We start from the raw sequence: 23028 nt of genomic DNA on the forward strand, positions 1-23028 counted from the left end.
CAAGGTATGAACCCCACCGAGTTAGCCGGCGCCGTGGGACGCGCCAAGGACTTCTTCGAACACCTGTCGCGCGCCGACACGCAGCGCATGGCGCAGATCTACACCGATGACGCCTGGTTCAAGGACCCCTTCAACGAGGTCAGTGGTGTGGATCGCATCGCCGCCATCTTCAACCACATGTTCGATCAGGTGGAGCGCCCACGCTTCGTGGTGACGGATGCGGTGGCCCAGGGCGACAGCGCCTTCCTCACCTGGGACTTCATCTTCAGCTCAGCCCGCATGGGCGGCGAGCAGACCGTGCGTGGCGCAAGCCACCTGAAATTTGCCGCGGACGGGCGCATCACCTACCACCGCGACTACTGGGACGTGGCTGAGGAGCTGTACGAAAAGATCCCTCTGCTGGGCGGTTTAATGCGTTTTCTCAAGAAGCGTGCGGCAAGCTGACACCGTCGTGTCATCCAGAACACCCCGCTCAAACCTAAACTCGTAGTTGTTTCTTGCCTGACGAGACCGCCATGCTGTATCCCGAGCTCTACAAGTCCCTTGAAAACGTGCGCTGGCACATGGACACGGACATCCCTTGGGATGAGTTCGATGCCAGCAAGCTGTCCGACGATCAGGCGCAGACCATCAAGATGAACGCCATCACGGAGTGGAGCGCCCTGCCCGCTACCGAGATGTTCCTGCGCGACAACCGCGGCGACAGCGACTTCTCCGCCTTCATGAGCGTGTGGTTCTTCGAAGAGCAGAAGCACAGCCTCGTGCTCATGGAGTACCTGCGCCGCTTCCGGCCGGATCTCGTGCCCACCGAGGACGAGCTGCACAACGTGCGCTTCGAGTTCGATCCCGCCCCGGCCATGGAAACGCTGATGCTGCACTTCTGCGGCGAGATCCGGCTGAATCACTGGTACCGCCGCGCCAGCGAATGGCATACCGAGCCGGTCATCAAGCACATCTACAAGCTCATCAGCCAGGACGAAGCCCGCCACGCCGGCGCCTACCTGCGCTACATGAAGAAGAACTTGACCGACAAGGGCGCCGCCGTGGCCGAGACCGCGCGCAATGCCTTCGCCAAGATCGGCGTGCTCATGGCCAGCGCCCGGCGCACAAGCCAGGCCCTGCACCCGACCAACCTGCACGTGAACAAGGCCCTGTTCCCCAATGACACCGTGCAGTCCCGCCTGCCCGACCCGGAGTGGCTGGAGCGCTGGCTGGACACGCAGATCAACTTCGACGCCGTCTGGGAGCACAAGGTCGTCGAGCGCATCCTGCACAACATGGGCATTCTGTTCGACCGCAGCTTTGCCAGCGTCCAGGAGCTGAACCGATTCCGCAAGGAACTTGCGCGCAGCGTGGGCGACAAGCTCAGCGGCGGGGGCGATACGGCGCCCGCGTAAGCCGTCCTAGACTCGGAGGCTTCCCGTCCACAAGAACACGGAGCCTCCGAATGCAATTCCGCCGCCTGGGCCGCGCCGGCCTCAAAGTGTCCGAACTCTCCTTCGGCAGCTGGGTTACCTTCCACAACCAGGCCGATGTGAAGGCCGCTGTCGAGATGATGGCCGCCGCCTGGGACCACGGCGTCAACTTCTTCGACAACGCCGAGGTCTACGCCAAGGGCGAGAGCGAGCGCATCATGGGCGCCGCGCTCAAGAAGCTCAAGTGGCCGCGCGAGAAGGTCGTCGTCTCCACCAAGTTCTACTGGGGTCTGAACGACGGGCCCAACGAGCGCAACACGCTCAACCGCAAGTACCTGCTGCAGGCCATGGACGGGTCACTGAAGCGCCTTAACCTGGACTTCGTGGACCTGGCCTACTGCCACCGCCCCGACCCGAACACGCCCATCGAAGAGACCGTCTGGGCCATGAGCGACATGGTCACGCGCGGCCAGGCCCTCTACTGGGGCACGAGCGAATGGAGCGCCGACGAGATCCGCGCCGCGTGGCTGATTGCCGACAAGCACCACCTGCACAAGCCCGTGGTCGAGCAGCCGCAATACAACCTCTTCCACCGCAAGCGTGTGGAGAAGGAATACGCCCGGCTCTATGAAGACTGCGGCATTGGCCTCACCACCTGGAGCCCGCTGGCCTCGGGTCTCTTGTCCGGCAAGTACCGCAAGGGCATCCCCAAGGGCAGCCGCGGCGCCCTGGAGAACACCAAGTGGCTGGCCGATCAGCTCATCGACAAGCCCAAGAACGCCGCCACGGACAAGCTGGAGAAGGTCGCCAAGGAACTCGGCTGCACCCTCTCCCAGCTCGCCATCGCCTGGTGCGCCAAGAACCCGAATGTCTCCACCGTCATCACCGGCGCGTCCAAGCTCGCGCAGGTCAAGGAGAACATGAAGGCCGTGGACGTGATCGCCAAGCTCACGCCCGAGGTGATCGCCAAGATCGAAGAGATCACTGCGCCGCTGGCTGGTTGATGCGGTTCACCGCAGTCCGGGTCTGGCGCCCGGACTGCGAAAGCGAGATGGGCTCGGGGAGCGGCTCTTCAGGGCAAAGTGGCTGGAGAGGCGCACGGAACAAGCGGAAAGCTGATTGACGGGCTAGGCGGCGTCCTCAGACAAAGGCGCCACATACTCTGCCCATCCGATCAGGTTGCCTGCGCCCAAGTGAATCTCCCAGCGGAAGCCCTGCTTGAACAGGTTGGCGTCCTGCTCCAGCACCAGCAGCCGCGCCGTCGCATCAGCACATTCGCCTGGCGCAAGAAACGACGGCCCTACGAACTCAAGCATTCCGATGAAGTAATCAGTCGATCGGCCGGGGATGCGGTGATTCGGCAGGCGGCGCGACTCGAGGCCGGACCGTGCATCGGGTTCAACGCAGACTCGTACACGCGCACAAATCAATGCTTCGCTCAATGGGTTCTCCTGCTGGTCGATAAACGCAAGCGAGCCGAGCAAGGGATGCATCGCGGCCACCAGCCCAATTCTCGTCTCGGCAGTTGCGGCGCGACAATCGTCCCACGCGGATGAATCGACCTTACGTATCGGCGAGCTTCCGCCACAGGAGTCAAGATTTGAGCCACCCCACCGCCCTCATCACCAACGCCCTCGAATTCGCCGGCCCGCCATCTGTGCAGGCGCTGCTGGACGCAGGCTTTGCCGTCACGGTGCATGACCGCAGCTTCACATCCCAACACGCGCGGGACGCCTACGCCGTGGCCCACCCGCAGGTGCGCGTGCTGGCCGAGCAGGCGCCGGATGCGGTCATCGCAGCCGCCAGCGGCGAGCACGGCGCGCTGAATGTGCTGGTGAGCAATGACGCCTGGCCCGCGGTGCACGGCCCCACGGAGCAGACGGATGTGCAGGCCCTGCGTGACACGCTGGATGCGCTGGTGGTGTTCCCATTTGCGCTGATGCAGGCCGCCATGCCGGTGCTGCGCCGCACGGCCGGCTCGCGGGTAGTGATGATCACCTCCAACCGCACCCGGCTGCCCGTGAATGGCGGGGCGATTCCTGATGCCGCGCGGGCTGCGCTCAATGCGCTGGTGCGTTCCTTCAGCATCGAACTCGCACCGGCTGGCATTCCGGTGAACGCGATCGCGCCCAACTATCTGTATAGCGAGACCTACTACCCGAAGGCGGTGTTTGTGGACGACCCCAAGGGCCGCGCCTTTGTGGAGCAGGTGGTGCCCGCCGGGCGGCTGGCGCGGCCAGAGGAGATCGGCGAACTGGTGCGCTACCTCGCCACAAACACCGGCACCTTCATGACCGGCGCGATCATCGACTTCTCCGGCGGCTGGCCGGTGGCACCTAGGCGCCCGGACTAGCGCAGCAAGATCGGCTCTGGATGCGGCTTTCCAGACCAAAATGGCTGAAGAACCGCGCAGGACAAGCGGAAAGGCACGGTGGACGTTCGTTCAGCGCGGGCTGCTCCACTTGCCGCCCTGCGCCAGGCAGCTCTTGCGCGTGTCTTCGAGCAGCTTGGCGTCGCGCTTGTAGTAGCGGGCGTTCATCGCGCCGCCAAAGATGCCCTCGCAGGTGGCCTGCGGATTGGGCGGGCAGGCGGCCGAGAAGCTGAGCTTGGCGGTGTAGGTCTCGCCGGCGAGCGTGAATTCGCTCATGCCCTTGCAGGCCTCGCGGAACTCGGCCGGGGGCATGGTGCGGTTCTCGGCGCAGTCGCTGATGAGCACGCGCTGCGCGCCAATCTTGAAGTCACCTTCCAGCAGGCAGGTCTTCTCCTGCGCCATGGCAGGGGTGGCAATGACCAGCAGCAGCGCAGCGCCAGCCAGTGCGTGAGACAGTGAGGGGATGGCAAGCATGGGGGCCTCCGGTGCAGCGTGCCGCCCGGCGCGGCGCGCAGGGCTCGGCAGTACGGTTGTATCGGAGTCCGCGTCGCGCATCCACCCGGTACCGCCCGCGCCTCGCCCGAACATGGGATCGGCGCACTAAGCTGGCCGCTCTCCCTCCCGGAGCACGCCATGCACGAAGGTTCCTGCCACTGCGGCGCCATTCGCCTCACGCTGCCTGCCACACCCACCAAGGCCACGCTGTGCAACTGCTCGGCCTGCCGGCGTGTGGGCGGGCCCTGGGTGTACTTCGAGTGGGGCACGGTCAAGATCGAGTACGACGAGGGCGCGCGTGGCGAATACGTCTGGGGCGACCGCACCCTGACCCGCGTGTTCTGCAAGCGCTGCGGCTGCAGCACCCACTGGGAGCCGATCAACCCGGAACCTGGTGCACGTCAGGGTGTGCATCTGGGCAACTTCTCGCGCGAGCTGCTGGCCAGTGTGCCGGTGCGGCGCTTCGATGGCGCGGACAGCTGGACCTTCATCGACCCCTGATCGACCCATGACCGCCGCGCCATCCGCATCAATGCGTGCCGCAAGCTTCAGCCGCGACGCAGCAGCCGCACGCCCAGGCCCATGAGCCAGAGGCTCCACACGATGAACGCGGCCATGGGCGCATGCGCCAGGGGGCCGACGCCGAACCCAATGGCCGTGCCGAGCTGCTCGCTCAAGCCCACCATGAAGAGGGTCGCGGCAAGCCAGCCCGCCGCCTTCAACCAGGCGGGCTGAGCAACGGCCCGAACCATCAGGATCGTCCAAGCCGCCATCAGCATCTGGCCCAGATGCTCGCCGAGGCCCACGCCCAGCAGCTGGTGCTGAGCAGCAAACAGCTGCTCGATGCCCGCTGCATCGGCCGGGCTGGCAAAGGCATGCAGGCGCGCCAGCATGGGCACAAGGAAGGTCCAGCGTGCCAGGGCGATCCATTGCACCAGGGCGCTCGCTAGACCCACAAGCGTGGCCGTGCGCATGCGCGGATCGTCCCGGTCGAGCGCGAGCAGGCCGAAGGCAAACACGCCGATGCTCATCGCATAGGCATACCAGACCCAAACGAGGCCCGGGCCAGCGCCGTAGAAGGTGCGCAGCGCGTCGGCGGCTGGCGCGCGCAGCACCTCGGGGTAGTGGAAGCTGGCACTCAGGATGCCGAAGGGCACCTGCACGATCAGCGGGAAGAGCAGCAGAGCCCAGGCGCCCAAGCGGCGGGCCGTCGTGAGGGGTCGCGCGGCGCTGGCAGCAGGCGTGTCGGTGGCAGGCGACGCAGCCACAGCGGCCGGGCGGATGGACAGGATAGGCAGGGAAGACATGGTCAGGCTCCAATCAATACGCCGGCGAGCGGCGCGGTGGCGATACGGGTACGAGTGGGATGTGCGTCAGTCCGTTGGGGGTTCGACGAGGCAGGCCTCAGGGCTTGAACACCAGGCTGATGCCGGGTGTGGGATTCACCTTGGTCTTGAAGCCATGGGCCGCGGGAATGACGGCCACCCCGAGGCGCAGCGCCACATTGGGGTGCGGTCTGACCTGCGCGCCGGCCTCGATGATCACGAAATTGCGTCCGTCGCGCGGTCCGTCCACGCCACGCAGCGCTGAGGCCGAGACATACCAGCGGTCATCGATCCAGCGCGTCGCGCCGATGCGCGCAAAGCCCGAGGCCTCGCTGCGCGCCGACCCGGGGTCGCGCAGGATGGTGCTGTAGTAGCCGGCGTGCACGGAGTAGTCGCCCTTGCGGTACTCCAGGCCCACGGACGGATTGCGGAACCCGTTCAGGCTCCACTCGCTGCGGTCGCTCTGGGCGAGGGCGGACACGGCGCTGCCGAGCAGCAGGATGGCAAATACCGACTTGCGGGTGGCGCGGACTGCGGTCAAGCTCATGGTCAATCTCCTTCAAGACAGAGGGCTGGGATGAGTGACAGTCTGTGCGTCGCCCACCCCGGCAACCATGACCCAATACGCAGCCGGCATGACCCAACGCGCATTTCGCAGCCCCACCGTCTCTGCCGGCCTGGCGCATGGTCTGCAGCAGTACGCCGTCGCAATCGGCCAGAGCCCGGCCCAGGTGCTGGCTGCCTTCGGGCGCCATGCCCGCTATCTGAGCGAACCGGACTACCGCATTCCGTGTGCGGACTACGACCGCGCCTTCGTCCAGCTGGCCGCACAGGGCGACGAGGCGCTCTTCGGCCTGCAGTTCGGCGCAGCCTCGCGGCTGGCTGACTTGGGCGTGCTGGGCTTCGTGCTGCTGTCCAGCGCCACGCTCGGCGAGGCCTTGCGGGCTTATCAGCAGTACCAGCGCGCGCTGGGCGAGACCTTGCAGCTGGACCTGCAGGTGCAGGGTGCGCAGGCGCGCCTGAATCTCCTGCCGGTGGACCCGAGCGCAGCGCAGCCGCACCGCATCGAGGCCATGGTGGCCGCCGTCCATGTGCTGATTGCCGAGCTGTGCGGACGCGCGCTGACCTGGCAGGCGGTGTACCTGCCGCATCTGGATGGCAGCGCGTTGTCAGCACGGCGAACGCAGGCGGCTGCGCGGCTGCTGGGCTGCGCGCCACAGGTGGGCGCGGCAGCCCTCGTGTTTGCCGCCACGGCGCTGGATCAGGCCGTGCGCCCCTCGGGTGCGGATGCCTCGCTGGCCGCCGCCCTGCACGCCCACATGCAGCGCCGCCTCCAGGCGCTGCCCAGCGAGGGCGTGGCCACCCGCGCCGGCGCGGCTCTGCGCCGCCGGATCAAGCATTGCGAGCAGCCCAGTCTGGGCGACATTGCCTCAGACCTCGCCATGAGCCCACGCGCCTTGCAGGCCCAGCTGCAGGCCGAGGGCCAGAGCTTCCGCGCCCTGGCCGACCTGATCCGGCAGGAAACTGCCGAGTTCTTCCTGCGCCGTGGCGCGACCACGCGGGAGGTCGCCACCCTGCTGGGCTTTTCCGAAGAAGCCGCGTTCTCGCGCGCCTTCAAGCGCTGGGCCGGCTTGCCGCCAGACACCTGGCGCAGACAGGCTGCGCCAGCGCAATGACCGCTTTGCGATGACCGCTCGGCAACGCCGCGCGGCGCGGCCAAGCGCAGCGCGCCTGCAGCCCGTGCATCCAGTTACGCCACCCGTCACTTTGATCATCGACCGGCATGCGGCTCGCACCTAGTCTGCGGTGCACCACAGCACCCACCAGGGAGGGGTCATGAGCCCGCCAGCCGCAAGTCTGCACCGCCTGACCCTGATCGCATGCCTGCTCGGCCTGCTGCATGCGCCGGGTTCCGCCCGGGCGCAGGACGCGCCGCTGATCCCCAAGGGTGCAACGATCGAGCAAACGGCACCGCAAGCCGATGGGCGCCGCCTGACCAGCCTGTGCATGGGGCGCGGCTCACCCCTGGTCCTGATCGAGGCCGGACTGGGCGAGCCGGGCACCTTGAGCGGCAGCTGGACGGCGGTCATGACGCAGGTGTCCACGCAGACCCGGGTCTGCATCTACGACCGCGCCGGCATCGGGGCCAGCAGCCTCGCGCCGGCCGGCCCGCGCAGCCCGGCCGTCGTGCTGCAGGACCGCGCGGCGGTGCTGCAGAGCCTCCTGGGGTCGCGCCCGGCGCCTTATGTCGCCGTCGGCCACTCGATTGGCGGGCTGATCCTGATGGCATCCACTGCGCCCGAGGCCCCAACGCGCGTCTTCCCGGTGGCCGCCGCAGTGCTGGTGGACAGCGCCCATCCAGACCAATGGACACGCTGGGTCAAGCTGCTTGAGGATGCTGCCGCGCGCGGTGACCGCAGTGGCGACGGTGGACGGCAAGCACTCGCCGCGCAGTGGGCGGCCCCCGACCGTAATCCGGAACGCCTGGACCTTCAGGCGCTTGCGGCAGCCGCGCGGCGTGCGCCCGGCTTTGGCGCAGCGCCGCTGACCCTGCTGCGCCATGCCGATCAATGGAAGGTGGATCCCGCGCTCTCGCCCGCGCTGGCCGCGCAGGTACAGGCCAGCATGACCGAATTGCAGAAGGACCTGCTCAAGCAGAGCAGCAAGGCGAGCCTGCGCGCCTCCGCCCAGGGCGGGCATGCCCTGCAGGCCGAGGATCCGGCGCTGGTGGCAGCGGCCATCCTCGAACACGTGGCCGCGCTGCGCAGTCGCCCCTGAGGATGCAGCGCACGCTGCCCTTGCTGCGTCGCGCCACGCCCATTGCAGCAGAGGCGGTCTGGGCGATGCCGAAACGGCAAGCACCCAGTCTCGCGCACGGCCCGGTCACAAATTTCTGCGTGCTCCAGTCAAAGAGTTCATCGCCGCAGCTGCGGCATGAACCGGAGCACACAGATGCCTTCCTCCTCCTCGAACAAAGCTCAACGTCCCATCCCTGCACTGCTGCGCCGGCTCACACTGGCGGCCGGCCTCGGTGCCGCCGCTCACGCCCAGGCTGCGACCGGCCCCGTTCCAGAGCCTGCGGCGCTGGCCCAGGATGTACCTGTGGTCGCCGTGGTGAACGTCCCGGCCCCCTGGTATGCCGCAGACGCGCTGATCAGCAAGCGCATGAAAGCCACCACGGCCGAGTATCAGGCCGCCCCGGGGCTGCTCTGGAAGTACTACACACTCGCCGACAACGCGCCCGACCTGAGCCCGCTGGTTCCGACCGACGTGGCGCGCATGCCGGCCCGCGCCGACACCGAGCGCACCTTCGGCGGCATCTATCTCTGGAAGGATGCACGTGCAGCCGGCAACTGGTTCGGGCCGGCCTGGTTCGAGCGCGTGCGCAAGAGCCGGGGGGTGGAGGGCCGCGTGCGCCTGTTCGAGGCGCCGGTGGTGCTGGACAACACGCCGACCCGCACCGACCCGGCCAGCCTCGGCGGACGCTATGCCGTAGCCACGCTGCTGACAGTGCCCATGCCGGCCGGCCTGTCGCGCGAGACCCTGATTGCCGCCTTCCGTGCCTCGACACCGACCTACCGCGCCGTCGAGGGCCTGCAGCGCAAGTACTTCATCATCACGGCCGATGGCCGCATGGGCGGCATCTATCTCTGGCGCAGCCTGACCGATGCGCAGGCACACTTCACGCCGGCGGCGCTGGCCGCTGCACGCACGCGCTACGGTGCCGCGCCCGTGCTCGAATGGTTCGAAGTCCCGCTAGTGGTGGCGGGTCAGACGGGCAGCACACAGTGAGCTTGAGTCATCACAGCGGATCGGAGCGCGCATGAAGATCACCAACCCCGACCCCGAGCTGCTGCAGGCGGCCCTTGACGGCAAGCTGCCCGCCGTCGAGGCCCTGCTCGCGCTGATCCAGCCCGGCGTGTTCCAGCTCGCCGTGCGCATGCTGGGCAACCGGGACGATGCAGCCGATGCCACCCAGGAGATTCTGCTGCGGGTGGTCACCCACCTCGGCAGCTTTCGGGGCGAGTCGGCCTTCAGCACCTGGGTGTACCAGGTGGCGCGCAACCAGCTGCTCACGGCAGTCACCCGCTCGCGCGAGCATCCGGAGCTGTCCCTTGAGGATCTGCAGTCCCGCCTGGGCCAGGGCCTGGCCTTCACCGAGCAGCTGCAGGCCGAGGCGCTGCGCATGGGGCTGCATGCCCCGGCCCAGATGCCCGGCCCGGAAGAGGCTGTGGCCGCGCGCGAGATGGCGGTCAGCTGCACCCAGAGCATGTTGATGGCCATGGACCGGGACCAGCGCCTGGCCTATCTGCTGGACGTGCTATTCGGTCTGGAAGGTGAACAGGCCGCAGCTGTGCTGGAGATCAGCCCGGCGGCCTACCGCAAGCGCCTGCAGCGCGCCCGCGACGCCCTCAACACCCACATGGGCGGCACCTGCAGCTACATCAGCGCGGACGCCCCCTGCCGGTGCGAAAAGCAGCTGCCCGCGCGCCGCGCCCACCCCGGCCCCGCGCACTACATCCCCCTGAAGCTGGTGGACAGTGAACGGCCCTCCGTGGCGGCGCACTTCGAGCAGCTCAAGCGCCTGGGCGACGCCATGGCCGTGTTCCGCGGCTTTCCGGCCTTTGCCGTGCCCGAGCAGCTGGTGGCCAACCTGCGCGCGGTGCTGGCGGCCACGCCCTGAGGGCCCATCGTGCGCGCCGTGCTCTTTCGGGTCGGGCGCGATTGAACGCAACGGACCGCGGCGGTGAAGGGCGCACTAAGCTGCACGAACCTTTTTTGGAGCGCCCGATGCCGCTGCGCCCTTGCCACTGCAGGACCGGCCCGGTCATGCGCCCGCGCTCGACGCGGCCCGGTCGGGGCAGCCGCTCGCCGCTTGGCCGTTCACCATGTCGCCGGTGAACGTGATGGCAGCAAGCACATGCTGAGCGCTGAATCAGGCCTGCGCAGACGGATCATGCTGGCCGCAACACTCGCGCTGGCCGGCGGTCTGGTCGCCGGCAGCGGCATGGCCATCATGCAGGCGGCGGGTGTATCGGCCGGGCTGCTGCGGCTGCAGGTACTGTTTCTCGTCGTGAGTCTGCTCCTGTTGGGGCTGGGTGTCTTCGCGCAGGGCCGATTGTCACGGCCCGGCACGCTGCTCGCGCTGTGCGCCGTGCTCGCAGCCAGTCTGTTGCTGCCTTGGCTGCTGAGCGGTGGTGTGCAGGCGCGGTGGCTGGCCCTGGGCGCGTTCCGGCTGCATCTGGCGCCAGTGGTGCTGCCGGCCCTGCTCGTCCTGCTGGGCGGCCTGCTTGATCACGCCGGGTTCCGGGGTCAGCGCGCGGCGCTTGCGGTGCTGGGCGTGGCTGGCCTTGCGCTGATGTTGCAGCCTGATCCGGCGCAGCTACTCGCACTGACGCTGGCCGCAGCGCTGCTGTGGATGAGCGCGCGGCCACCCGGGGCGGCGCTGGGCCGGCATGCTGCGTGGGCACTGGTCATCGGCGCCGTCGGGCTGGGTCTGACCGTGATCGCCTGGCAGCGCGCCGAGCCGCTGGCCGCCGTGCCGCATGTGGAAGGCATTCTTCATCTGGCCGCCGCGCAGGGGCCGTGGATGCTCGCCGCTGCGCTGCTCGCAATCGTGTCCCTGCTGGCAGCGCTGCTCATGGTGCAAAGCAGGGGCGCACGTGCAGCCGCGGCCTACTTCTGCACACTCCTTGCGCTGGCGCCACTGCAAGTCACGCCTGTGCCGCTGCTGGGTTTTGGCGCCGGGCCGCTGCTTGGCTGGGGCACGATGGCGCTGGCCGTGCTGGCGCTGAAAGATGCAGGCCACGGCCGCGCCGACTGACTTTACGCAGGCCGCGTGGCGGGCACTGAGCATGGGACACCACCTGGTGGCAGCCACAGCAGCATTGAACGCACGCAAGGGCGAAGACTCCACCCCCGGTATCGCTTGCTGGGTGGGCTTCTTCAGCCATTTTGGCCTGAAGAAGCGCATGAATACTCAGTGTGCGTGAGCGAGTGCGGGCTTCAGCTCAGGAGGTCCATGCTCGCCAGGGTGCCGCGTGCGCCGGCCTGCGCCGCGCCACCCAGGGCGTAGAGCGCATCGCCCGCTGCAATCAGGCCATGACCATGGCGGGCCGTGGGCAGGCTGCTCAGCCGCGTCCAGCGCCCGTCCCCCCAGATGTAGACCGTGCTGCCCACGGAGGGTGGGTCGAACAGTTCGCCGCCCGCGGCCACGAGTTGGCCACGCCATACCGCCGCCGCGATGCCGCCGCGCGGCTCCGGGAAGGGTGCGCCTTCGCGCCAGCGGTCGGCCTTGGGGTCGTAGATGTGATGCGCGCTCTGCGGCGCATTGTTGCCGGCCACGGTGCGGCCGCTGATGATGTGCAGCTCGCCCGCGAGCACTGCGCCGCCGTGCGAGTTGCGCGCCAGCGGCAGGGGTGCGGCACGCCGCCAGCGGCCATCCTCCAGCACCAGATGCTCGTCCACATCCACATGGTCGCGCCAGCCAGCGTTGGCACTCCCGGTGGGCGCACGGCCACCAATGAGATGCAGGCGGCCGTCGAGTACCAGCGGCACCGCCTCGCCGATCGGCCGTGGCAACGGCGCCTGCTCCACCCAGCGCGCGCCGTCCAGGCGCAGCACGCGCGGCGTAGCGATCCATTGCGTCCGGCTTTCACCGCCGATGAACCCGCCCACCGCCAACAAGCTGCCGTTCACCGAGGCTAGGTGCACGTGATGCGAGGGCGTGGGCAGCGCCGGCGCCTCGCGCCACTGCTGCTTGTCCAGATCAAAAGCCACCACACGCTCGGTCGCACCGAGCTTGCCGCCAGCGTGCGTGAAACCGCCGGCCACCCAGATCTCTCCGCCGTGCAGCGCGGGGTAGATCTCCTGCACATCCAGCGGCAGGCTTGGCGCGGCGCGCCACACCGGGCCGGCAGGCGAGGCGGCCCGTGCGGACAGGCTGACCGCCAGCGGCAGGGCGGCGAGGGTGTGCAGGACTTGGCGGCGATCAGTCATGGCGGGGACGGTATTGAGGGCGGACGCACACGTTTGCGCGTGCCGGTGAACTCGATGCTAGGGCGGCTGCGTGCAGGTGCGCTGGCCGGTCCGATGGTTCCATGCATGACACGGTCACGGGGACGGATCTACGGTTTTCCTGCGCCTGCCCCTGCCGGGGCGATGAATGCAGTGCACGGGCAGATGCTGCCGCAGCCAGGCACCAGAACCGCCAATCCGATAGATCAACACAATCAATTGGCGATTCTTGTTAGCTATCAATAATCTGCTTCCCATCGCGCCGCGCTATGGGCGCAGTTTCAACAGGAAAGGATTGGCGATGCCTTCTCCCCTTGGCGCTTTGGCTGCTCCGGCCCTACAGCGCGACGACAGTGCGCTGCGCTTCTGGATCGACACGCTCAGCACCCTGGCGCGTGTCTGGTAGCACGGTCCGCATCCTTCGTTCTGCTGGCCCACCCCCCGCTTTTTCACCCCCCTGCCCCACCCCACCGAGGAGTCCCCCATGGCCGAAGTTTCCAAGTGCCCCTTCCACCACAGCGCCGGCAGCGCCGCCGCCTCTCCGGTTGGCCGCGGCACAACCAATCGCGACTGGTGGCCGAACCAGCTCAACCTGGGCATCCTGCACCAGCACCACCCGGCCTCCAACCCGATGGACCCGGGCTTCGACTACCGCAAGGCCTTTGCCAAGCTGGATCTGGCCGCGGTGAAGAAGGACCTTGCCGCGCTGATGACCACCTCGCAGGACTGGTGGCCGGCCGACTGGGGCCACTACGGCGGCCTGTTCATCCGCATGACCTGGCATGCCGCCGGGACCTACCGCACGGCAGATGGCCGCGGCGGCGGCGGCACGGGCAACCAGCGATTTGCGCCGCTGAACAGTTGGCCCGACAACGGCAACCTCGACAAGGCACGCCGCCTGCTCTGGCCCATCAAGCAGAAGTACGGCAACAGCATCTCCTGGGCCGATCTCTTCATTCTGGCGGGCAACGTAGCCATGGAAACCATGGGCTTCAAGACCTTCGGCTTTGCCGGCGGCCGTGAAGATATCTACCAGCCCGAGGAAGACATCTACTGGGGCACCGAAAGCACCTGGCTGGGCGACAAGCGCTACAGCGCCGAGGGCAAGGGCCGCGACGCGGCCTCGCTGGAGAACCCGCTGGCCGCCGTGCAGATGGGCCTGATCTACGTGAACCCGGAGGGCCCCAACGGCAACCCGGACCCGGTGGCCTCCGGCCGCGATGTCCGCGAGACCTTTGCACGCATGGCCATGAATGACGAAGAGACCGTGGCCCTGGTGGCCGGCGGCCACACCTTCGGCAAGGCGCATGGCGCGGGCGACCCGGCGCTGGTCGGTCCCGAACCTGAGGCCGCACCGCTGGAAGCGATGGGCTTCGGCTGGATCAACCAGTTCGGCTCAGGCAAGGGCGTGCACACCACCACCAGCGGCATCGAAGGCGCCTGGAAGCCGAACCCGACACGGTGGGACAACGGCTACTTCGACATGCTCTTCGGCTACGAGTGGGAACTCACCAAGAGCCCAGCCGGCGCCCATCAGTGGGTGGCGAAGAACGTGAAGCCCGAGCACATGATCCCGGATGCGCACGATCCGACGAAGAAGCATCCGCCGATGATGACCACGGCTGACCTCTCCCTGCGCTTCGATCCGGCCTACGAGAAGATCTCGCGCCGCTTCCACGCCGACCCAAAGGCCTTTGCCGACGCCTTTGCCCGCGCCTGGTTCAAGCTCACGCACCGCGACATGGGTCCGAAGGCGCGCTACCTCGGCCCCGAAGTGCCGGCCGAAGACCTGCTTTGGCAAGACCCGCTGCCGGCGCGCACCGGTGCCGTGATCGACACGGCCGACATCGCAGCGCTCAAGCAGCAGATCGCCGCCACGGGCTTGAGCGTGGCTGAACTGGTGAGCACAGCCTGGGCCTCGGCCTCGACCTTCCGCGGCTCGGACATGCGCGGCGGCGCCAACGGTGCGCGCATTCGCCTGGCCCCGCAAAAGGACTGGGTAGCGAATCAGCCGGCGCAACTGGCCCGTGTGCTCGCCGCACTCGAAGCCGTGCAGCAGGCCTTCAATGCCAAGGGCGGCCGACAGGTGAGCCTGGCTGATGTGATCGTGCTGGCCGGCGGCGTGGGTGTGGAGGCTGCGGCCAAGGCCGCGGGCGTGTCCATCGACGTGCCCTTTGCACCGGGCCGCGTGGATGCCACGCAGGACCAGACGGACGTGCAGTCCTTTGCCGTACTCGAACCGCAGGCCGATGGCTTCCGCAACTTTGCCAAACGCGAGTTCAGCGTGCCGGCCGAACACCTGCTGATCGACCGTGCGCAGCTGCTCACGCTGTCTGCACCGGAGATGACGGTGCTGGTGGGTGGCCTGCGTGTGCTGGGCGCCAATACCGATGGCAGCACGCACGGCGTGTTCACCACGCAGCCGGGTACGCTCACGAACGACTTTTTCGTGAACGTGCTGGACATCGCCACCAGCTGGGCGCCAAGCCCCGGCGCGGCGGGCATCTACGAGGGCCGCGACCGCAGTTCCGGTGCGGTGAAGTGGACCGGCACTCGGGTCGATCTGGTCTTCGGCTCGAACTCCCAGCTGCGCGCACTGGCCGAGGTCTATGCACAAAGCGACGCGAAGGAGAAGTTCGTGCGCGACTTCGTGGCCGCCTGGGTCAAGGTCATGAACCTGGACCGCTTCGATCTGCGTTGAAGCCGAGCAAAAAGACAAACGGGGCCTCGGCCCCGTTTGTTCTTTGTCCGCTCTCGCGGCGCTACTTTGCCGGCGTGACAACGCGCAGGGCAGCCACTTCACGGAACACGCCCTCGGCCTGATCGCCAACGGCATAACCCTTGAGCACAGCAGGGTTGGTGAGCTTGGCCGTGTAGGTCTGGCCGCTCGCGCCCTTGACGGTAACGATGCCCGTCCTGGCATCCATCTCCGTAATGTCTGCCACGAAGCGCAATTCGCGCACCACGGCCGCGCCCGGCTTGGCGCCCGGCGCTGCATTGGCACTGTCCTTCAGCTCATTGGTGCTGCGCACGCCGCCGCCCTTCTTGAAGCTCACGCGCAATGAGCGGGTGTAGGTGGCCTCGACGCGGTCACCGGCCTTGATCTGGGCAAAGTTCTTGACCTCGGGGCCGAGCGTCTTGCTCACCACCTGGCCATCCGCCATGCGCACGGTCACCTCGCGCTTGGCGGCATCGACGCTCAGCACCTCGGCTTCGGTCTTGAAGGTCTCTCCAGTGAGCATCGCAGGCACCGATTTGCTGGCGACTGGAGGTACGGCCTTGGCTGCGGGCGCTGCTGGTGCGGCGGGCTGGGCCAGACAGGCAGCGGCCAGCCCGAAAGTGATGGATGCAACGAGCAAGTGCTTCATGGCGCGCTCCAGAGTTCCTGTTTGACGGTTCGTGGTCGATCCGCGCGCACCGCGCGCCTGCCGATCGGCCATGCGCTGAATGTAAGTCGCCCACGTGACAAATGCAGCCACCCGTACGGCGATGCGCGATCAGCGCTGCGCAGCCTGCGTCACGAGGGCCTTCAGGCCATCGAGCGTGAAGGGCTTGGGCAGGAAGGCGTCCATGCCCGCTTCGCGGCAGGCGGCTTCATCAGCGGCAGATGCGTTGGCCGTGACCCCGGCAATCATCACGCGGCGCGAGGCGCGCAGCGCCTCCTGGCGGCGCCAGCGGCGTGTGGTCTCCAGACCATCCAGGCCCGGCATCTGCCAATCCATGAGCACGAGGTCGTAGGGTTTGGCATTGAGCATGTCCAGCGCTTGCATGCCGTCCACAGCCTGGCTGACCTGCGAGCCAGCCAGCTCGAGCATGGCCACTGCCAGCGCGCGGTTCACTGCGTTGTCGTCCACCACCAGCACACGCAGCGGCTCGGGTTGCGTATCGGCCTCCGGCACCGATGCTGCCTCCGCCTGACGCTCGTTTACCGCGGCTGGTGCAGCGCTTGTCGCAGAGCCGGCGGAATCAACAGCGCCGGGCGCTGCAGCACTGCGCGCCTTCAGGGGCAGGGTCACGGTGAAGATGGAGCCCTGGCCAGGTTCGCTGCGCACGCTCAGGTTTCCACCCAACGCCTGAACCAGCTGCTGGCTGATTGACAGCCCGAGCCCCGTGCCGCCAAAGCGCCGCGCCGCGCCGGCCTGCGCCTGCTCGAAGGGATCGAAGATGCGCGCCAGATCATCCGCTGCAATCCCGATGCCTGTATCTCGCACGCAGAACTCGATGGTCGGCCCCGCTTGGCTGGCGCCGCACGCCACTCGCAGCTCCACACTGCCCGCGTCAGTGAACTTGATGGCGTTGCCCACGAGGTTCATGAGCACTTGCTGCAAGCGCAACGCGTCGGATTCCATCGCCGCGGGCAGACCCTCGTCGACCACCACGCTGAAGGCCAGCGCCTTGCGTCGCGCGGCGGGCAAGAACAATTGCTCGACGGTATCCAGCATCGGCTGTATGACCACGGTTTCCTGGCGGATGCGAAACAGGCCGGTCTCGAGCTTGCTGAAGTCCAGGACCTCATCGATGAGCGACAGCAAGGCCTTGCCCGAGCCGGAGGCCGCACGCAGCAGCGCGGCCTGGCGCGTGTCCAGCTGGGTCTGCGCCAGCACCTCGAGGTTGCCCAGCACGCCATGCATCGGGGTCCGGATCTCGTGGCTGATGTTGGCCATGAACTGGCTCTTGGTGCGGGTCGCTGCATTGGCGCGTTCGCGCTCCGCGAAGGCCGTGGCCAGGTTTCCGCGCGCCAGCCGCGCCGCATGACCCAGTACCAGGATGTAAATCAGCAGGCCAGGCAGCAACAGGGCCGGGCTCAGCCCGGGTGAGAAGACCGCGAGCAATGCCAGCGCGACTGCGTTGGGCCCGACCCAGCACGCGAACGTCCCGCGCGCGAAGCCCACCAGTAATGAGCCGGCCGCGAGCCCGCCCACGGCAACGATGAACACGAGAATGCGTGCCTGCGGCTCCACAGAGCCAAGCACCGCCATGCAAGGCAGGAAGAACACGCCCGCCGACGCGAGCACGCTGAGGTTGAACACGGGCAGGTCGCGTTGGTAGCGCTCCGGTCTGGGCCGACCGTCGCGATACAGGCCGAGCAAGCGCGCTCGCATGCCCACACCAACCACAGCGGCCAGCACCGGCGCGAGCGCCCAGAACTGTAGTTCCGCGGTCCAGAGGATCGCACCGCACAGCAGGCCGGTGGCCAGCGAGACCAGCGAGGTCTGCACCGCACCCTGCATGGCACTCGCCAGCAGTTCGGCGTCAAACCGCAGGGCATCGACCTGCTGCGGGCTGGAACTCGATGGGGAATTGAGCACGGTCTCGGGGGCGTGGCAGTACGGGCAGCTTCCGACAGGGGAGTCTGTGTGTCAGGCTTGCGCCTGCGGCGCAGACTGAATTGCAGCTTGCGCGCCACTCGCAATGGTATTCGCCGATGGCAGGGCGCCAAGCCCTGCTGGCGCCGAAGAACAGGGCAAAATCCCTCCAATGAGCGTGCGCGAATCGATCTGCGGCCTGATCCTTGCCGGCGGCGCGAGTCAACGCTTCGGAGGGCGAGACAAGGGCCAGCAGATTCTGGCTGGCCGCGCGTTGGCGGACCATGTGCTGGAGCGCCTCGCGCCGCAGGTGTCGCAGGTCCTCCTCAGCGCAAACCGCAACACCTTTGCCTACGAACGAGCGGGCGTGCGCGTGCTGGCCGATCTGGCGCTAGGTCTGGGCGAGGGACCACCACCCCCAGGTGAGCAAGGCCCGCTCGGTGGCCTGCGCGCAGCCTGGGCGGCGACGACACACAGCTGGATTGCGCTCTGCCCGGTAGACGCACCGCTGCTCGCCCCAGACCTGGTGACCAGGCTGGCTTCCGCCCGGCAGGGCAGTGACACAGCGGTGGTCTGCCGCACCCGCGAAGGACCGGAGCCTCTTTTTGCGCTGGTCCACCGCAATACGGAGCCTGCGCTGGTTCAACGATTGATGGTTGGAGAGCGTGCCGCACAGGGTTTCTGGCGCGCCGTAGGCGCACGCGAACTCGACTGCAGCGACATCGCCGAAAGCTTTGCAAATGTGAATACGCCTCAGGCCCTGGCCGAAATGGAGGCCCGACTTGCGGCCCGGCCGGCGCAGAGCGACTAGCGCGCGAACACCTTCTTGAGAATCTCCGAGCCGTACTTGAGCGGGTCCTGGCGGATGGCGCGCTCTTCCTTGCCGATCATGAGGAAGAGTCCATCGAGCGCCTTGCGCGTGACATAGCTCTCGATCTTCGCGTCCTGCTCCTTGACCATGCCGAATTGCTGGGCCTGCGCGGCCAGCTTGTTGTACTGGTTGGCCAGGCCGACCTTGTCGGTCGTCTGCTTCACGATCGGCTGGAACTTGATGCCGAGCTGCTTCTCCGTCTTGCTCTTGAAGAACTGCGTCACGGAGTCGTCCCCGCCGCTGATGATCTTCTTGGCGTCATCCACGCTCATGGACTTGATCGCGTCGGTCAGCAGGGGTTTGGCCAGGGGCACGGCCTGCTCGGCGGCGCGGTTCATGCCGGTCACGAGCTCGTCGAAGTCCTTCTGCCGGCCCAGCAGCTTGGCGGCGCGCTCGGCCTGCTTCAGCCCGTCGGGCAGCGGGATCTTGACCTCCGGGTTTTTCAGGAAGCCGTCCGTCACGCCCAGCTTGGCCACGGCGGCGGCGGAACCTTTGTTCAGCGCCTCCTTCAAACCGGCGCTCGCGTCCTGGTTGCTGATGCGGGAAAGATCCAGGGCCTGGGCTTGCACCGAGAGCACCAGCACGCCTGCGATCACTACACTTTGACTCATCCGCATCGCCATCTCCTTACGGGAACCGTCATGACGCCCGCACTCCGATCGATTCTATTGAGCCTCGCCGCGGCGGGCAGCATCGTGCTGGCCGGATGTGCAAAACAAAGTGACGCCGTGCCCGCCGTGCCCATCGGCACCATCACCGGCCAGCAGATCAACACGGCGGACTTCAAGGGCAAGGTCACGCTCGTCAACTTCTGGGCGACCGACTGCGTCACCTGCGTCAAGGAAATGCCGATGCTGGTGGACACCTACAACAAGTTCAAGCCACGCGGCTACGAGACCGTGGCCGTGGCCATGAAGCACGACCGGCCGGATTTCGTCCTGCACTTTGCGGAAACCCGCAAGCTGCCCTTCAAGGTCGCGCTCGATCCCAAGGGCGAAGTTGCGCTGGCCTGGAACAACACCCGCGTCACGCCCACGTCCTACCTGGTCAACAAGCGCGGCGAGATCGTCAAGCGCTACGTGGGCGAGCCGGACGTGGCCGAGTTCCACGCCACGATCGAGAAGCTGCTGGCTGAGAGTTGATCGGCCCGGCGTGATCAGGCGGCCGCGCGGCCCGCACGCACGCGCCGCCAAGCCCACGGCAGCACCAGCAGCGCCACGGCGATCGCCAGCAGACTCGCGGACAGCGGGCGCTCGATGAACACCGTGAAGCGACCCTCGCCGATCGACAGCGCATTGCGCAGCTGCGCCTCGGCCAAGGGGCCGAGAATCATGCCAACGATCACGGGCGCGGCCGGGAAGTCCAGCCGGCGCATCACCAGCCCCACCAGCCCCACGATGTAGAGCAGCAGCAGATCGAACGGGCTCTGGCGCATGCCGTACACGCCCACCGTGGCAAACACCAGGATGCCGGCATACAAGGCCGGGCGCGGGATGGTCAGCAGCTTGGCCCACAGGTTCACCAGCGGCAGGTTCAACACCAGCAGCATTACGTTGCCGATGTAGAGCGAGGCGATCAGCGCCCAGACCAGTGCACCGCTGGTCTGGAACAGCGCGGGGCCGGGCTGGATGCCGTAGTTCTGCAGCGCCGCGATCATGATGGCCGCCGTGGCCGTGGTGGGAATGCCCAGGGTCAAGAGCGGGATCAGCAGCGCGGTCACGGTGGCGTTGTTGGCGGCCTCCGGGCCGGCCACGCCTTCGATGGCACCTTCGCGACCGAACTGCTCTGGGTGCTTGGAGAGCTTTTTCTCGGCGGCGTAGGACAGGAAGGTCGGGATCTCCGTGCCGCCGGCGGGTACACACCCGAAGGGAAAGCCGATCGCCGTGCCGCGCAGCCAGGCCGGCCAGGAGCGCTTCCAGTCCTCGCGCGTCATGATGAGCGTGCTCAGGGCGTTGCGCGTTTCGGTACGTCGACCCTCGTAGAGCACGCCATGCAGCGCCTCGGCCACCGCAAACAGGCCCACGGCCACGAGCACCACTTCGATGCCGTCCACCAGCTCCGGCACATTGAGCGTGTAGCGCGCCTGGCCGGAAATCTGGTCGATGCCCACCAGCCCCACCGCCAGCCCGAGGCCCAGTGAGGTGATGCCGCGCAGCGTGCTCTTGCCCAGCACCGCACTCACGGCCACGAAGGCCAGCACCATGAGCATGAAGTACTCGGGCGGGCCAAAGCGCAAGGCGTACTCCGCAATCAGCGGCGCAGAGACCGTGAGCAGCAGAGTGGTGAGCGTGCCCGCCACAAAGGAGCCGATGGCCGCTGTGGCCAGCGCCGCACCCGCACGGCCCGCCTTGGCCATCCGGTTGCCCTCCAGCGCCGTGACCATCGAGCCTGTCTCGCCCGGCGTGTTGAGCAGGATGGAGGTGGTCGAGCCGCCATACATGGTGCCGTAGTAAATGCCGGCAAACAGGATCATCGACGCCGTGGCATCCACCTGCGTGGTGATGGGCAGCAGCATGGCAATGGCCACGGCGGGGCCGATGCCCGGCAGCACGCCGACCGCGGTGCCGAGTGCGCAGCCGATGAAGGCCCACATCAGATTCACAGGCGTGCTGGCGCTGGCAAAGCCCGCCAGCAGTTGCTGACCTATGTCCATGTACCTAGATCCATGCGTTGCCGAGCAGTGCAGGCAGGCTCACGCCGAGTGCGCGGGTAAAGAGATGAAACACGGGCAGTGTGAGCAGCAGGCCGATGCCGAGGTCGCGTGCGCTCTGCGCGACGGAAACACGCTGCCCTTCGCTCTGCCGAAAACCACGGGCCGCCAGCGCAAACAGCAGCGTGCAGGTCAGCACGAAGCCAATGCGCGTGATCAGCAGCGCCGTGAGCAGCAACCCCGCACTGACCCAGGCAAAGCCGCGCCAGTTGGGCGCGATGCCCATGACTTCGTCCTCAAACAGGCGAAAGCCACCCGTGAGTGCCTCGCGCAGCAGCAACACGCCGCACAGGGCCAAGAGCGCAGCCACCACCAGCGGCACAAAGCCGGGGCCCAGGGTGCTGTAGCCGGCCTCCGAGCGCATGCCGTGCGCACCCGCCAGCAGCACCGCCGCCACACCCAATGCGGCCAGCCCGGTGCCGATCTGAAGGTGCTTCAAGCTGCAGCGCCTTCGCGGTATGCGCGCGGGGGCATCAGAGCATGCCGCTCTTGACCATCAGCGCGCGCAGGCGGGCATGCTCGTCGCTCACGAAACGGCCGAAGTCATCGCCCGTGAGCAGGCTGGGCGTCCAGTCGTTCTTCTGCAGGGCTTCTTTCCAGCCGGGCGTGCTGGTGGCCTTGGTCACGGCCGCGACGAGCGCCTTGCGCTGATCCGGCGTGATGCCCGGTGCGCCATACACGCCGCGCCAGTTGCCGATCTCCACGTCAAGCCCCTGCTCGCGCAGGGTGGGGATGTCCTTGGCCGACGCCAGGCGCTGCGGCGAGGTGACGGCAATCGCGCGTACCTTGCCGGTGCGGATGAACTCCGCAAACTCCGCATAGCCTGCCGTGCCCACCGTGACGTGGCCGCCGAGGATGGCCGCCGAGGCCTCGCCGCCGCCACGGAAGGGGATGTAGTTGGCCCGGGCCACATCCACACCGGCCGCGCGGGCGATCATGGCCACCGAGATGTGGTCCACGCTGCCCTTGGAGCCGCCGCCCCACTTCACGCTGGCCGGGTCCTTCTTCATCTGTTCGACCACCTCGCGCATGGTCTTGAAGGGCGAATTGGCCGGCACCACGAATACGTTGTATTCAGTGAACAGGCGCGCCACGGGCGTGGCGTTCTCCAGCGTGACGGGCGGCTTGTTCTGCACGATGGCGCCGACCATGACCGCGCCCATAACCACCAGCGCGTTCGGGTCGCCCTTGCTGGCGTTGACGAACTGCGCCAGGCCGATGGTGCCGCCGGCGCCGCCGCGGTTCTCGTAGCTCACGTTCTTGGCGGCACCTGCGTCCTGCAGGGCCTTTCCGATGCCACGGCCGGTCTGGTCGAAGCCGCCGCCGGGATTGGCGCCGATCATGATCTTGAAGTTCTCGGCCTGCACGGGTGCCGTCAGGGCGAGCAGCGATGCGGTGGCGATCAGGGCGTGGCGGGCGTGCCGGACGGCGCGCGTGAGCAGAGCGTTCATTCAGGGTCTCCTCGCAGCGCCGTGCAATGCGGCGCTTGTCTGTGGGGTGCCCTGAAGGTAGCCAATG

At 67.5% G+C, this 23028-nt stretch carries 24 protein-coding genes; 13 read left to right on the forward strand and 11 right to left on the reverse strand.

Annotated elements, in window-relative coordinates:
• The first annotated feature begins 6 nt into the window (after positions 1-6).
• The 3 genes from ACMDW7_RS16540 (at position 7) to ACMDW7_RS16550 (ending at position 2419) form a co-directional block, all read left to right on the forward strand.
• Positions 7-444 carry a nuclear transport factor 2 family protein gene (locus tag ACMDW7_RS16540; RefSeq protein ID WP_377304420.1) on the forward strand — a complete coding sequence of 146 codons (438 nt, stop codon included), beginning with the start codon at positions 7-9 and terminating at the stop codon, positions 442-444.
• Between the two features lie 71 nt (positions 445-515).
• A complete protein-coding gene (locus tag ACMDW7_RS16545) occupies positions 516-1397 on the forward strand; it encodes a ferritin-like domain-containing protein (protein ID WP_377304422.1) in 882 nt (293 codons plus the stop codon).
• Between the two features lie 50 nt (positions 1398-1447).
• Entirely contained in the window at positions 1448-2419 is a 972-nt protein-coding gene (locus ACMDW7_RS16550; protein ID WP_377304424.1) for a potassium channel beta subunit family protein, read from the forward strand.
• Positions 2420-2542: 123 nt separating this feature from the next.
• Here ACMDW7_RS16550 and ACMDW7_RS16555 read toward each other — a convergent pair whose 3' ends face one another.
• A complete protein-coding gene (locus ACMDW7_RS16555) occupies positions 2543-2908 on the reverse strand; it encodes a hypothetical protein (protein ID WP_377304426.1) in 366 nt (121 codons plus the stop codon).
• A 107-nt stretch (positions 2909-3015) separates the two neighbouring features.
• On the opposite strand from ACMDW7_RS16555, the gene ACMDW7_RS16560 reads away from it, so the two are divergent.
• Positions 3016-3768, forward strand: a complete 753-nt coding sequence (locus ACMDW7_RS16560; protein ID WP_377304428.1) for an SDR family oxidoreductase — start codon at positions 3016-3018, stop codon at positions 3766-3768.
• 90 nt (positions 3769-3858) lie between these two features.
• Here the strand turns inward: ACMDW7_RS16560 and ACMDW7_RS16565 are convergent, their stop codons facing one another.
• Positions 3859-4260: a hypothetical protein gene (locus ACMDW7_RS16565; RefSeq protein ID WP_377304430.1), complete on the reverse strand. Its 402-nt coding sequence runs from the start codon at positions 4258-4260 to the stop codon at positions 3859-3861.
• Positions 4261-4419: 159 nt separating this feature from the next.
• On the opposite strand from ACMDW7_RS16565, the gene ACMDW7_RS16570 reads away from it, so the two are divergent.
• Positions 4420-4782 carry a GFA family protein gene (locus tag ACMDW7_RS16570; RefSeq protein WP_377304432.1) on the forward strand — a complete coding sequence of 121 codons (363 nt, stop codon included), beginning with the start codon at positions 4420-4422 and terminating at the stop codon, positions 4780-4782.
• Between the two features lie 47 nt (positions 4783-4829).
• On the opposite strand, the gene ACMDW7_RS16575 is transcribed toward ACMDW7_RS16570, so the two are convergent.
• Entirely contained in the window at positions 4830-5588 is a 759-nt protein-coding gene (locus ACMDW7_RS16575) for a DUF4386 family protein (RefSeq protein WP_377304434.1), read from the reverse strand.
• Between the two features lie 97 nt (positions 5589-5685).
• The gene (locus tag ACMDW7_RS16580) at positions 5686-6153 is read right to left on the reverse strand and encodes a hypothetical protein (protein WP_377304435.1); all 468 of its coding nucleotides are present in this window, start codon (positions 6151-6153) and stop codon (positions 5686-5688) included.
• 67 nt (positions 6154-6220) lie between these two features.
• On the opposite strand from ACMDW7_RS16580, the gene ACMDW7_RS16585 reads away from it, so the two are divergent.
• From ACMDW7_RS16585 to ACMDW7_RS16605, 5 genes are all read left to right on the forward strand, one after another.
• Positions 6221-7282, forward strand: coding sequence for an AraC family transcriptional regulator ligand-binding domain-containing protein (locus tag ACMDW7_RS16585; protein WP_414859579.1), 1062 nt, complete (start codon positions 6221-6223; stop codon positions 7280-7282).
• 160 nt (positions 7283-7442) lie between these two features.
• Positions 7443-8384 (forward strand): alpha/beta fold hydrolase, encoded by a 942-nt coding sequence (locus ACMDW7_RS16590; RefSeq protein ID WP_377304439.1) that lies wholly within the window; start codon positions 7443-7445, stop codon positions 8382-8384.
• Between the two features lie 174 nt (positions 8385-8558).
• Positions 8559-9398: a hypothetical protein gene (locus tag ACMDW7_RS16595; protein ID WP_377304441.1), complete on the forward strand. Its 840-nt coding sequence runs from the start codon at positions 8559-8561 to the stop codon at positions 9396-9398.
• Positions 9399-9429: 31 nt separating this feature from the next.
• On the forward strand, positions 9430-10290 hold the full coding sequence (locus tag ACMDW7_RS16600; protein ID WP_377304443.1) for an RNA polymerase sigma factor: 861 nt from the start codon (positions 9430-9432) through the stop codon (positions 10288-10290).
• Between the two features lie 237 nt (positions 10291-10527).
• A complete protein-coding gene (locus ACMDW7_RS16605) occupies positions 10528-11430 on the forward strand; it encodes a hypothetical protein (protein WP_377304445.1) in 903 nt (300 codons plus the stop codon).
• A gap of 182 nt (positions 11431-11612) precedes the next feature.
• Here ACMDW7_RS16605 and ACMDW7_RS16610 read toward each other — a convergent pair whose 3' ends face one another.
• Positions 11613-12605, reverse strand: a complete 993-nt coding sequence (locus ACMDW7_RS16610; RefSeq protein ID WP_377304447.1) for a Kelch repeat-containing protein — start codon at positions 12603-12605, stop codon at positions 11613-11615.
• Positions 12606-13107: 502 nt separating this feature from the next.
• On the opposite strand from ACMDW7_RS16610, the gene katG reads away from it, so the two are divergent.
• Complete coding sequence (katG, locus tag ACMDW7_RS16615) at positions 13108-15324, forward strand: catalase/peroxidase HPI (protein ID WP_377304449.1); 2217 nt, start codon at positions 13108-13110, stop codon at positions 15322-15324.
• 61 nt (positions 15325-15385) lie between these two features.
• Here the strand turns inward: katG and ACMDW7_RS16620 are convergent, their stop codons facing one another.
• The gene (locus tag ACMDW7_RS16620) at positions 15386-15991 is read right to left on the reverse strand and encodes a hypothetical protein (protein ID WP_377304450.1); all 606 of its coding nucleotides are present in this window, start codon (positions 15989-15991) and stop codon (positions 15386-15388) included.
• Positions 15992-16120: 129 nt separating this feature from the next.
• Complete coding sequence (locus tag ACMDW7_RS16625) at positions 16121-17932, reverse strand: ATP-binding protein (RefSeq protein ID WP_377304452.1); 1812 nt, start codon at positions 17930-17932, stop codon at positions 16121-16123.
• A 169-nt stretch (positions 17933-18101) separates the two neighbouring features.
• Here ACMDW7_RS16625 and mobA point away from each other — a divergent pair, with 169 nt between their 5' ends.
• Positions 18102-18740 (forward strand): molybdenum cofactor guanylyltransferase MobA, encoded by a 639-nt coding sequence (gene mobA / locus ACMDW7_RS16630; protein ID WP_377304454.1) that lies wholly within the window; start codon positions 18102-18104, stop codon positions 18738-18740.
• Here the strand turns inward: mobA and ACMDW7_RS16635 are convergent.
• The gene (locus ACMDW7_RS16635) at positions 18737-19411 is read right to left on the reverse strand and encodes a DUF4197 domain-containing protein (RefSeq protein WP_377304456.1); all 675 of its coding nucleotides are present in this window, start codon (positions 19409-19411) and stop codon (positions 18737-18739) included. The two genes, mobA and ACMDW7_RS16635, sit on opposite strands and share 4 nt — an antisense overlap.
• 30 nt (positions 19412-19441) lie before the next feature.
• On the opposite strand from ACMDW7_RS16635, the gene ACMDW7_RS16640 reads away from it, so the two are divergent.
• Positions 19442-19942, forward strand: a complete 501-nt coding sequence (locus tag ACMDW7_RS16640) for a TlpA disulfide reductase family protein (RefSeq protein WP_377304458.1) — start codon at positions 19442-19444, stop codon at positions 19940-19942.
• 14 nt (positions 19943-19956) lie between these two features.
• Here the strand turns inward: ACMDW7_RS16640 and ACMDW7_RS16645 are convergent, their stop codons facing one another.
• The 3 genes from ACMDW7_RS16645 to ACMDW7_RS16655 are packed head-to-tail and all read right to left on the reverse strand — an operon-like array spanning position 19957 to position 22961.
• Positions 19957-21453 (reverse strand): tripartite tricarboxylate transporter permease, encoded by a 1497-nt coding sequence (locus ACMDW7_RS16645; RefSeq protein ID WP_377304460.1) that lies wholly within the window; start codon positions 21451-21453, stop codon positions 19957-19959.
• Between the two features lie 4 nt (positions 21454-21457).
• Positions 21458-21949, reverse strand: coding sequence for a tripartite tricarboxylate transporter TctB family protein (locus tag ACMDW7_RS16650; RefSeq protein WP_377304462.1), 492 nt, complete (start codon positions 21947-21949; stop codon positions 21458-21460).
• Positions 21950-21983: 34 nt separating this feature from the next.
• Positions 21984-22961 carry a Bug family tripartite tricarboxylate transporter substrate binding protein gene (locus ACMDW7_RS16655; protein WP_377304464.1) on the reverse strand — a complete coding sequence of 326 codons (978 nt, stop codon included), beginning with the start codon at positions 22959-22961 and terminating at the stop codon, positions 21984-21986.
• Positions 22962-23028 lie beyond the last annotated feature (67 nt).

Origin of the sequence: Piscinibacterium candidicorallinum (assembly GCF_047549485.1) — a bacterium.
Classification (GTDB): Bacteria; Pseudomonadota; Gammaproteobacteria; order Burkholderiales; family Burkholderiaceae_C; genus Piscinibacterium; species Piscinibacterium candidicorallinum.